1 protein-coding gene (cut by a window edge) is annotated in these 12,898 nt (G+C 69.5%); it reads left to right on the top strand.

All coding sequences use genetic code 11. The features are described from left to right. The coding region annotated (locus NS331_RS26760) for a hypothetical protein (RefSeq protein WP_058643002.1) crosses the window boundary (this coding region is incomplete at both ends): on the top strand, positions 1-12,898 show 12,898 of its 42,115 nt. The annotated region continues 29,217 nt past the right edge of the window.

Genomic DNA, 12,898 nt, shown 5'->3' with positions numbered 1-12,898 from the left:
TGGCGGTGCTCAACACCGGCGTGGTCAGCCCCGGCCATTCGCCGGGCGTGGACAACGTCAGCAGCTATACCCAGAGCGCCGGCGGCACGCTGCAGATCGAGCTGGGCGGCAGCAGCGCCGGCACCGGCGCCGGCCACTACGACCAGATCAACGTCTCGGGCAACGCCACCCTGGACGGCAAGCTGGCCCTGAGCCTGATCGACGGCTTCAAGCCCACCGACGGCCAGCAGTTCACCTTCATGACCTATGGCAGCGTCTCGGGCCACTTCTCGAGCAGCCAGGGCTTCGTGCAGTCCGCCGGCAGCGACACCTACTACTTCGAGATCAAACAGACGGGCGACACCAACACCGCTGGCGCGGTGGTGCTCACGGCCCACAAGCTCAACGCCACCGCGGGGCTGCTGATCGGTGCCATCGACAGCGCCACGCCCACTGGCCTCACGGGCACCATCAAGGACGGCGTGGGCCAGCTGATCAACGCCGGCTACTTCCAGTCCAGCGGCCCGCTGAACTTCGGCGCCACGGCGCTGGACCTGGGCCAGGGGCTGCACCTGTCGGGCAACTTCAGTCTGGGCTACATGGCCGACGCCGACCTGGGCGACGGGGCAGGGCGCGCGCACGACATCCTGCTGCTGGGCCTGCACGACGGCAGCGGCGTGCTGGGCTCGCTGGACGCGGCCAGGCCGGGCATCGCGTTCTCGGATGCGGACATCGGCATCGCCTACATCGCCGATGCGAGCCGGGCCGACTCGGGCTGGGTGCTGGGCGAGGGCACGGTGACGGGCCTGACGCTGCAGGGCACGAGCGGGCTGTCGCTGACGGCCAACCAGCTGACGCTGGACTTCGCGGTGGGCGTGGGCCCGGGCGCGAGCGCCAGCAGCCCGGACCTGAGCGCCCATCCTCTGAGCTTCGGCGGTGCGAGCAATGCGCCCACGTTCACGCTGGACGCGCCGGCCACGGACGTCACGCGGGTCACGCTGTCGGCGCACCAGGGCACGCTGACGGTGTTCAACGACATCACCGTCTCGGGCGACTTCGGCTTTGCGATGGCGGGCAACCAGTTCGTGGCGGCGGGCCACGACGTGTCGGCGCGCATGGCCGGTGGCGGCATGTCGGTGGGCATCGACCATGGGGCCTTCGCCCTGTCGGTGGACACGAGCGGCAAGATCGCGCTGGAGGCCTCGGGCGGCGCCTACGTCAACGGCGGGGACTTCGCCAACGCCTCGGCGGCTTCGGCCACGCTGCACTTCAACCAGCAGGCGGGCGACCTCACGGGCGTCAAGCTGGACTTCCGCGGCTTCAGCTACACCTTCGGCAGCATGGCCGCCGGCAGCACGCCGGTGGTGGACATCCAGGGCCTGAGCGCCACGGTGGGCGCCTTCGTGCTCAGCGGCGACTTCTCCTTCGGCAAGGACACGGCCACCGGCGCGATGCAGGTCATCGCCAGCCATGCGTCGGTGTCGCTGGCGGCGGGCGGCTTCAAGGTGGGCGTGAGCGATGCGTCGGTGGCGCTGCGCGTGGTCACGACCGCGGGCCAGTCCGGCACCGTGCTGGAGGCCTCGGGCAGCGTGCAGGCCACGCTGGGCGACGCCGCCACCCTGGGCGGCACCAGCGCCGCCGTGCGCTGGAACAGCACCGGCAGCGACTTCGCCGCGCAGACGGTGACGGTGGGCAGCGCCAGCTATGCCTACGGCGCCGGCCTGGTGGCCGGCGTGCAGGAAGTCGCGGTGCGCGGCGGCCTGCTGGACATCGACGGCTTCTTCCGCGCCAGCGGCGACTTCGCGCTGCACCGCAGCGTGGGCAGCGTGCAGCTGGCCAGCGGTGGCAGCCCCATCGCCGTGGACATGCTCACGGTGGGCGCCAGCAACGTGAGCGCCTCGGCCGGCCTGCTCGGCAGCGCGCTGGACCTGGACCTGGCCGGCGTGCAGTTCGCGCTGGCGCTGATGAGCGACCGCAGCGACGCCACCCGCACCTGGACGGCCGCCAAGGCCACGGCCGCGAGCGTGTCGGTCAGCGCGGGCAACGGGCTCAGCGTGAGCGGCACCCAGCTGGGCGTGACCATCAACCGCGCCGGCAAGGCGGGCGATGCGGTGGCCAACCTGGCCGGCGCCAACGCCATCAGCGTGGCCACCGGCAGCGGCACGGTGTCGCTGGACCTGGACGGCAGCCTGGGCGCGCAGACGCGCGCCAATGGCAACCTGGCGCTCAACCTCTTCGGCTTCGTGCGGGCCGAAGGCCAGGTCAACATCGACAAGCGCAATGCCGCGGTGGTGCTGGCCGACGGCAGCACCGTCGATGCCAGCCTGGTGGACCTGAGCCTGGCCAACACCAACGCCTTCGTCGGCGTGAACAAGGGCCAGGCCAACGAGGTCGGCCTGACGCTGTCGGGCGCGGACCTGGGTATCGCCCTGCTGGCCGACCGCAACGACGCCACGCGCACCTGGACCAGCGTGCAGGCCCGCGTGGCCGGCGCCAGCCTGCACGGCATCGACGGCCTGGCGCTGGCCGGCCGCGACATGATCGTGGCGGTCAACCAGGCCGGCCGCGCCGGCGATGCGGTGGTCGACTACGCGGTGCAGGGCCTGCGCCTGGGCCTGGGCACCGATGCCGTCGCGCTCGACATGGACGGCCGCCAGGGCGCCCTGCTGCAGGTGGCCGGCCACCTGAACCTGGACGCCTTCGGCTTCTTCGGCGCCGAGGGCGACTTCGCGCTCAAGAAGAGCAGCCAGACGGTGCTGCTGGCCGACGTGGCCGCCACACCGGCGGACGAATCCGCCTCGGCCGTCAACGTCGACGTGCTGAGCCTGGCCGGCCGCGGCATCTCGGCCTTCGTGGGCGTGAACGGGCAGGGCGCCAACCCGGTGGGCCTGCGCCTGACGGGCGTGGACCTGGGCCTGGCCCTCATCAGCGAAGTGCTGCCCCAGGGCAGCACCGCCACCGCCCGCCAGTGGACCAGCCTGCAGGCCACGGCCGACAGCGCCTCCTTCGTGGGCATCGACGGCCTGGTGCTGGGCGCCGGCAAGCTGTCGGTGCAGGTCAACCGCGCCGCGGGCGACACCAGCGTGGTCGACTATGCGCGCACCACGCTCAGCGTGCCCACGGGGCCGGCCAGCAGCGTCGCCTTCGGCATGCACGGCGCCGACGGGGCGCTGCTGCGCGCCTCGGGGCACCTCAGCATCGACGCCTTCGGCTTCCTGCAGCTCGAAGGCGATTTCGCTTTCTCCAAGTCCACCTCGTCCGTGGTGCTCGCCAGCGGCGGCAGTCCGGTGGACGTGAACCTGCTGACCCTGGGCGGCCACGACGTGCGCGCCTTCGCCGGCATGGCGGGCGGCACGGCCCAGGCCGCCGGCCTGCAGCTGGCCGGCATGGATTTCGCGCTGGCCGTGGCCAGCGACAAGGTGGCAGCCGGCCAGACGGCCCGCACCTGGACGGCCCTGCAGGCGACCGCCGGCTCGGCGTCCTTCACCGGCGTGGCCGGCCTGGAACTCGCCGCCGAGGCGCTGCGGCTGGACATCAACCGCGCCTCCGCCGGCGCGTCGGTGATCGACTTCGGCGCCGGCAAGACCCAGCTGGCGATCGACACCGGCAACGGCCACACCATCGCCTTCGACATGAAGGGCCAGGACGGCGCCGTGACCCGCGCCGCCGGCACGCTGCGGCTGGATGCCTTCGGCTTCCTGCAGGCCTCGGGCAGCTTCGCGCTGAGCCAGTCCGACGCCACGCTGCAGAAGGCCGACCGGGCCGCCACCGCCAACGTGGACGAATCCGGCGCCGTGGCCGTGCGCCTGCTGACGGTGGGCATGCACGGCGTGTCCGCCTTTGCCGGCGTGCGCGGCGGCACCGATGGCGCCATGGGCTTCGCGCTGTCGAACGTGGACGTGGCCCTCGCGCTGGCCACCGAGACCCTGGCCGCCGGCCAGGGCACGCCGCGCCAGTGGAGCACGCTGCAGGCCAGCGCCGGCGCTGCTTCCTTCGTGGGCCTCGATGGCTTCAAGGCCTCGGGCACGCAGCTGTCCGTGGCCATCAACCGCGCCGCGGCCGATGGCGTGGTGCTGGACTTCAGCGGCAGCCACCAGCTGACGGTGGCCACCGGCGCCGCCAGCAGCGCGACGCTGAACCTGGACGGCGCCCTGGGCGCCACCGTCCGCGCCGCCGGCCAGCTGGACCTGGACCTGTTCGGCTTCGTGCAGGTCAGCGGCAACTTCGCCTTCGACAAGAGCAGCGCCCGCGTGACGCTGCAGGGCGGCAGCCAGGTCGACGTCGACCTGCTGACGGTCGGCGCCAGCCAGGTGCAGGCCTTCGCCGGCATCACCGGCAGCAGCCCCATCGGCCTGTCGCTGAACGGCTTCGACTTCGGCCTGGCGCTGGCCAGCGAGCAACTGGCCGCGGGCGCCACCGGCACCGCACGCCAGTGGACCGCGCTGGACATCGCCAGCAACGCGAGCACGCCGGGCACCGCTTCCTTCGTCGGCGTCAGCGACCTGACGGCGGTGGTCTCCAACGTGCACGTGGCCGTCAACCGGGCCAGCGCGCCGGCCGGCAACGTCATCGACTGGCAGGCCGCGCCGCTGAACGTGGCGACCGGGCCCGGCAGCCACGTCACGCTGGCCATGGCCGGCAGCGCCGGCGCGCAGCTGCTCGCCACGGCCCATCTGGACCTGGACGTCTTCGGCTTCTTCAATGTCTCCGGCAGCTTCGCGCTGGAAAGCAAGACCCAGCCGCTCACACTGTCCGACGGCAGCCAGATCCAGGCCCAGACGCTGAGCCTGGGCGGCGCCGGCATCACGGCCTTCGCCGGCGTCAACGGCCGCAGCAGCAGCGATGCGCTGGGCCTGCGCCTGGGCAATGCCGACTTCGGCCTGCTCTTCGCCGTCGACCGCGCCAATGCGGCGCACAAGTTCACCAGCCTGCAGGCCTCGGCCCAGCTGGCCACCTTCGTGGGGCTGGACGACGTGCACGTCGCCGCCTCCAACCTCGTCGTCAACATCAACCGCGGCGTGCAGGTGCCGGCCACGGCGGCCACCTCGGACCAGCAGAACGCGCTGTGGACGCTGCAGCTGCCCGCCACCGCCGTCGGCAGCCTCAAGTTGAGCTACGGCGGCGCCGATGCCACGGCCACGCTGACCGGCCGCGAGAGCACGGCCGAGCTGATCGCCAGCCTGACGCGCACGCTGGAGACGCTGGTCGGCGCCGGCAACGTGCACGTGACCGGCTCGCGCGAGCAGGGCTTCGCCATCGAGCTGATCGGCAGCCTGGCCGGCCAGGCCGCGGGCACGCTGGGCGTCCACCTGACGGCCGCCGGCATCACCGCCACCGTGAGCACCGACGCGCAGGCCGCGGCAGGCACCAGCGAGGTCAAGCAGATCGTCATCGAGGCCGAGCGCGTGGTGCCGGCGCCGGTGTCCATCGCCATCGGCGAAGTCTCGGCCGCCCGCACCGCCACGGGCGAAGTGCAGCAGATCGTCTTCGACACGCCCTACACCTCGGTGGGCAGCTACATCCTGTCGGTGGCTGGCGTCGCCGGCTCGGTGACCGAATTCTTCGCACAGAACAGCGTCAGCTTCAACGCCGCCAACATCAAGGCCGCGCTGGTCCAGCTGCTGAACGCGAACGCCAACGACATCCGCGTCACCTTCGACCAGAAGACGACGGGCAGCCATCGCTACCTGATCAGCTTCAGCGGCGCCCTGGCGGGCACGGACGTGGGCGACATCAGCGTGGTGGGCACCCGCACCGTGTTCGGCCACGTCAGCGCCTCCAACGTCAGCGCGGCCGGTGCGGCGCTGGGCGAAGTGCAGCGCGTGGCCATCGACACCGCGGCCGCGGGCAGCTACACGCTCTCGCTGACCTACAACGGCTCGGCCTACACCACCGGCGCCATCGCGCTCGGCGCCGGCGCCTCGGCGGTGCAGTCGGCCCTGAATGCCGCACTCGCGGGCATCGGCGGCAGCGTGACCGTGTCCACCGACGCGAATGGCGCCTTCCTGGTGGGCTTCGGCGGCAGCCTGGCCGGCCAATCCCTGAACGCGCTGCGCAGCACGGTGACCGTGGCCGAGACGGCGCCCAGCGGCTCGTTCACCATCGAATATGCGGGCCGCACGACGGCCGCCATCGCCTACAGCAGCGATCCCGCGACCCAGGCCGCCAACATCCAGGCGGCCCTGCTCGCCATGGGCGGCTTCCAGGCCGGCGAGCTGAGCGTGAGCTACAACGCCGGCGCCTCCGGCGGCCGCTTCAGCAGCTACGACGTCCAGTTCGCCGGTGCCAAGGCGAACACCGACATCGCCGACTTCACCACGCATTTCGGCAGCCTGGTGAATGCCACGGCCAAGCCCTACAACCTGGCCCAGGGCCAGGCGGCGGTGGCCGAAGCGCAGCGCGTGGTCTTCGACATGCAGGCGCTGGCCGGTGGCTTCACGCTGGGCTTCACGCACGGCGGCCAGACCTACACCACGGGCAGCATCGCCCTGGACGCGGGCCGCGCCGAGATCAACGCGGCGCTGGACGCCGCCATCAACCAGTCCCTCGCCGGCGCCCAGGTCGAAGCGACCTTCTGGAACGGCAAGGAACTGGTGGTGCGCTTCGGCGGCAGCCTGGCGGGCGTGGACGTCGCCGCGCTGGCCGTCACGGCCTCGGCCCAGGTGGCGACGCCCGGCCTGTCGCAGGTGCATGACGGCTACACGCACAGCACCCCTGGCGTGCCGGCCCATGCGCTGGTGATCGACTACGCCGCGCAGGGCGTGGCGGTGCCCACCGGCACCGGCACGGTCATGACGCTGAACATGGCCGGTGCCAAGGGCCAGCTGCTGCAGGTGCAGGGCGACCTGGACATCGACGTCTACGGCTTCTTCCAGGTCTCGGGCGGCTTCGCGCTCAACAAGAGTGTCGAGACGCTCACGCTGGCCGACGGCAGCAGCCTGGCCGTTGACCTGCTCACGCTGGGCGCGCATGGCGCCAATGCCTTCGTCGGCGTGAACGGCGGCAGCGCCGCCAAGGCCGGCCTGGCGCTCACGGGCGTGGACTTCGGTCTGGCGCTGGCCACCTCGCAGGCCGATGCCTCGCGCCACTGGACCACGCTGGTCGCCACCGCGGGCAGCGCCAGCGTGGTGGGCCTGGCCGACCTGACGATGCAGGTCTCCGGCCTCAGCATCGCCATCAACCAGGCCAGCCGTGCGAACGACCAGGTGCTGGACTTCAGCGGCGCGCACGCCTTCTCGGTGGCCACGAGCAGCAGCACGTCGGTCGCCCTGAACATGGCGGCGTCGCGCGGCGAACTGCTGGAAGCCAGCGGCCACCTCAGCCTGGACGTGGCCGGTTTCTTTGCCGTCGACGGCCAGCTGGCCATCGAGAGGAGCCGCCGCGACGTCACCCTGGCCAGCGGCGAGCAGGTGCTGGGCGCCGAGGTGCTCGCCATCGGCGGCACCGGCCTGGACGCCTTCGCCGGCGTCGGCCACGGCCGCGCCAACGCCATGGGCCTGCAACTCACCGGCGTGGAATTCGGCCTGGCCCTCATCAGCCAGCACATGGCCACCGGCAGCACCACGCCGGCGCGCAGCTGGACCAGCCTGCAGGCGACGGCCGCGGGTGCGTCCATCACGGGCGTGGACGGGCTGACCCTGTCCGCCGGCCAGATCCGCGTGGCCGTCAATCAGGCGCGCAACGCGGGCGACAGCGTCGTCGACTACGGCCGCACCACGGCCTTCGACGTGACGACCGGCACCAACGGCGCCCACGTCACGCTGGCCCTGGACGGCGCCAAGGGCCGCCTGCTGCAGGCCTCGGGCAACCTGGCGCTGGACCTGTCCGGCTTCGTGCAGCTGTCGGGCAGCTTCGCGATCGAGAAGAGCAGCCAGACGGTGACGCTGGCCAACGCGGCCCACGAGCAGGTCGACACCGACCTGCTGGCCATCGGCGGCACGGGCATCAGCGCCTTCATCGGCACCAACGGCAGCCAGGCCAATGCCGTGGGCCTGCGCCTGACGGGCATGGAATTCGCGCTGGCCCTGATGAGCCAGAAGTCCGTCACCGGCCAGCCGGCGCCCACCCGCGCCTGGACCAGCCTGCAGGCAAGCGCCACGCAGGCCGACTTTGCCGGCGTCAACGGCCTGACGCTGTCGGCCGGCAGCGTGCAGCTCGCCTTCAACCAGGCCAAGGCGGCCAACGACGCGGTCGTCGAATACAGCGGTGCCAACAAGACCGCGCTGTCGGTGGCGACTGGCACGGGCAGCAGCGTCAATCTGTCGCTCGACGGCAGCAAGGGCGAACTGCTGCAGGCCTCGGGCCATCTGACGCTGGATGTCTTCGGCTTCGCGCAGTTGACGGGCGACTTCGCGTTCGAGAAGAGCAGCAACAAGACCATCACGCTCGCCAACGCCGCGCACGAGCAGGTCACGGCCGATGTCCTGACCATTGGCGGTACGGGCGTCAATGCGTTCATCGGCGCTAACGGCGGACAGAGCAATGCGGTCGGCCTGAGCCTGACCAATGCCCAGTTCGGCTTGGCCTTGATGAGCCAGCACATGGCCGCAGGCAGCACCACGCCTGCACGGACCTGGACTAGCCTGCAAGCCACGGCCACCAGCGCGCAGATCGTCGGCGTGAACGGCCTGACGCTGTCAGCCGGCTCCATCGACATCGCGGTGAACAAGGCGGGCACGGTCGGCGACGCCGTGGTCGAGTACACCGGTGCGAACAAGACGAGCCTGTCCGTCGCGACGGGCACCGGCTTCAGCATTGACCTGTCCCTTGACGGTAGCAAGGGCAGCCTGACGCGCGCTTCGGGCAATCTGACGCTGGACGTCTTCGGCTTTGCGCAGCTGTCGGGCAGCTTTGCTTTCGAGAAGAGCAGCAGCCAGACGATCACGCTGGCGAACACTGCGCACGAGCAAGTCAACGCTGACGTGCTGACCATCGGCGGCACCGGCGTCAATGCCTTCATCGGCGCTAACGGCGGACAGAGCAATGCGGTCGGCCTGAGCCTGACGAACGCGCAGTTCGGCCTGGCGCTCATGAGCCAGCACATGGCCGCCGGCACCACCACGCCCGCGCGCACGTGGACCAGCCTGCAAGCGACCGCGACCAGTGCCCAGATCGTCGGTGTGAACGGCCTGACGCTGTCGGCCGGTTCCATCGACATCGCGGTGAACAAGGCCGGCACGGCCGGTGACGCTGTCGTCGAGTACAGCGGTGCGAACAAGACGAACCTGTCCGTCGCCACCGGCACGGGCACCAGCATCGATCTCTCCTTGGACGGCACCAAGGGCAGCCTGCTACGCGCGTCGGGCAACCTGACGCTGGACGTGTTCGGCTTTGCTCAAATCTCTGGCAGCTTTGCCTTCGAGAAGAGCAGCAACCAGACGATCACGCTGGCGAACACTGCGCACGAGCAAGTCAACGCTGACGTGCTGACCATCGGCGGCACCGGCGTCAATGCCTTCATCGGCGCTAACGGCGGACAGAGCAATGCGGTCGGCCTGAGCCTGACGAATGCCCAGTTCGGCCTGGCCCTGATGAGCCAGCACATGGCCGCAGGCACCACCACGCCTGCGCGTACCTGGACCAGCCTGCAAGCCACGCCCACCAGCGCGCAGATCGTCGGCGTGAATGGCCTGACGCTGTCTGCTGGAAGCATCGACATCGCGGTAAACAAGGCGGGCACGATCGGTGATGCTGTCGTCGAATACACCGGCACGAACAAGACCACGCTGGCTGTTGCGACCGGCACGGGCACAAGCCTCGACCTATCGCTAGACGGAAGCAAGGGCAGCCTCACGCGCGCTTCGGGCAATCTGACGCTCGACGTCTTTGGCTTCGCGCAGCTGTCGGGCAGCTTTGCCTTCGAGAAGAGCAGCAACCAGACCATCACGCTGGCGAATGCCGCGCATGAGCAGGTCACGGCCGACGTGCTGACCATTGGTGGCACGGGCATCAACGCCTTCATCGGCGCGAATGGCGGCCAGAGCAACGCGGTCGGCTTGAGCCTGACGAACGCGCAGTTTGGCCTGGCCCTGATTAGCCAGCACACGGCTGCAGGCAGCACCACGCCTGCGCGCACTTGGACGAGCCTGCAGGCCACGGCCACCAGCGCTCAGATCGTCGGTGTGAATGGCCTTACGCTGTCTGCTGGAAGCATCGACATCGCGGTCAACAAGGTAGGCACGGCGGGTGACGCAGTGGTCGAGTACAGCGGTGCGAACAAGACGAACCTGTCCGTCGCCACGGGCACGGGCAGCAGCATCGACCTGTCGCTTGACGGCAGCAAGGGCAGCCTGACGCGTGCCTCGGGCAACCTGACGCTGGATGTGTTCGGCTTCGCCCAGCTGTCGGGCAGCTTTGCCTTCGAGAAGAACAGCAACAAGACCGTCACGCTGTCGGACGCCAGCAACGTCACCGTTGACGTGCTGACCATCGGTGGCACGGGCATCAACGCCTTCATCGGCGCCAACGGCGGCCAGAGCAATGCGGTTGGTCTGAGCCTGACCAACGCACAGTTCGGCCTGGCCTTGATGGGCGAGCGCCTGGCTGCGGGCACCACCACGCCTGCCCGCACGTGGACGAGCTTGCAAGCGACCGCCACCAGCGCCCAGTTCCTGGGTGTGGATGGGCTGACGCTGTCTGCCGGCGCCATCGACGTGGCGGTGAACAAGTCGAGTACTGCCAATGGTGCCGTTGTCAACTACATCGGTACGAACAAGACCGATCTGTCCGTCGGGACAGGCACGGGCTCGAGCCTGACGCTGTCGTTGGACGGCGCCAAGGGCAATCTGCTGCGTGCGTCGGGCAGCCTGACGCTGGATGTGTTCGGCTTTGCGCAACTCTCGGGCGACTTCGCCTTCGAGAAGAGCGCGAACAAGGTCGTCACGCTGTCGGACGCCAGCAACGTGACCGTGGATGTGCTGACCATCGGCGGCACGGGCATCAGTGCCTTCATCGGCGCCAACGGTGGACAGAGCAATGAAGTCGGCCTGAAGCTGACCAATGCCCAGTTTGGCCTGGCCCTGATGGGCGAGCGCATGGCCGCAGGCTCAAGCACGCCTGCGCGCACTTGGACCAGCCTGCAAGCGACCGCGACCAGTGCCCAGATCGTCGGTGTGGATGGGCTGACGCTGTCGGCCGGCGCCATCGATGTGGCCGTGAACAAGACCAGCACCGCAGGCGGTGCGGTCGTCAACTACAGCGGCGCGAACAAGACCGACCTGTCTGTGGCGACAGGCACGGGCTTGAGCCTGACGCTGTCGCTGGATGGCGCCAAGGGCAGCCTGCTGCGTGCGTCGGGCAACCTGACGCTGGACGTGTTCGGCTTCGCCCAGTTGTCGGGCAGCTTCGCTTTCGAGAAGAGCAGCAACCAGACCATAACGCTGGCGAACAGCGCACGTGAGCAAGTCAACGCTGACGTCCTGACCATCGGTGGCACGGGCGTCAACGCGTTCATCGGCGCCAACGGTGGACAGAGCAATGCGGTCGGCCTGAGCCTGACGAATGCCCAGTTCGGCCTGGCCCTGATGAGCCAGAACATGGCCGCAGGTACCACCACGCCTGCGCGGACCTGGACTAGCCTGCAAGCGACCGCGACCAGTGCGCAGATCGTTGGCGTGAACGGGTTGACGCTGTCGGCCGGTTCCATCGACATCGCGGTCAACAAGGCCGGTACGGCCGGTGACGCGGTCGTCGAGTACACCGGTGCGAACAAGACCACGCTGGCGGTTGCGACCGGCACGGGCACCAGCATCGACCTCTCCCTGGACGGCAGCAAGGGCAGCCTGACGCGCGCTTCGGGAAATCTGACGCTCGACGTCTTTGGCTTCGCGCAGCTCTCGGGCAGCTTCGCGTTCGAGAAGAGCAGCAACCAGACCATCACGCTCGCCAACGCCACGCACGAGCAGCTGACGGCCGATGTCCTGGCCATCGGCGGCACGGGCATCAATGCCTTCATCGGCGCCAACGGCGGACAGAGCAACGCCGTCGGCCTGAGCCTGACGAACGCGCAGTTCGGCCTGGCGCTGATGAGTCAGCACATGGCTGCAGGCAGCACCACGCCTGCGCGCACCTGGACGAGCCTGCAGGCCACGGCCACCAGCGCGCAGATCGTCGGCGTGAATGGCCTCACGCTGTCTGCTGGAAGCATCGACATCGCGGTCAACAAGGCTGGCACGGCAGGGGATGCCGTCGTCGAGTACACCGGCACGAACAAGACTACGCTGGCTGTTGCGACCGGCACGGGCACCAGCATCGACCTCTCCCTGGACGGCAGCAAGGGCAGCCTGACGCGCGCTTCGGGCAATCTGACGCTCGACGTCTTTGGCTTCGCGCAGTTGTCGGGCAGCTTTGCCTTCGAAAAGAGCAGCAACCAAACCATCACGCTGGCGAACACTGCGCATGAGCAGGTCACGGCCGACGTGCTGACCATCGGTGGCACGGGCATCAATGCCTTCATCGGCGCGAATGGTGGCCAGAGCAACGCGGTTGGCTTGAGCCTGACGAACGCGCAGTTTGGCCTGGCCCTGATTAGCCAGCACATGGCAGCAGGCAGCACCACGCCCGCGCGTACCTGGACGAGCCTGCAAGCCACGGCCACCAGCGCGCAGATCGTCGGCGTGAACGGCCTGACGCTGTCTGCTGGAAGTATCGACATCGCGGTCAACAAGGCAGGCACCGCCAACGACGCGGTGGTCGAATACACCGGAACGAACAAGACCACGCTGGCCGTTGCGACCGGCACGGGCACCAGCATCGACCTCTCCTTAGATGGCAGCAAGGGCAGCCTGCTGCGCGCCTCGGGCAACCTGACGCTGGACGTCTTCGGCTTCGCCCAACTGACTGGCAGCTTCGCATTCGAGAAGAGCAGCAACCAGACCATCACGCTGGCGACTGCCGCGCACGAGCAGGTTACGGCCGACGT

The organism is Pseudacidovorax intermedius (genome assembly GCF_001476815.1).
Lineage (GTDB): Bacteria > Pseudomonadota > Gammaproteobacteria > Burkholderiales > Burkholderiaceae_C > Xenophilus > Xenophilus intermedius_A.
The sequence above is the reverse complement of the archived record's forward strand: the minus strand, read 5'-3'. Positions and strand labels throughout refer to the sequence as shown.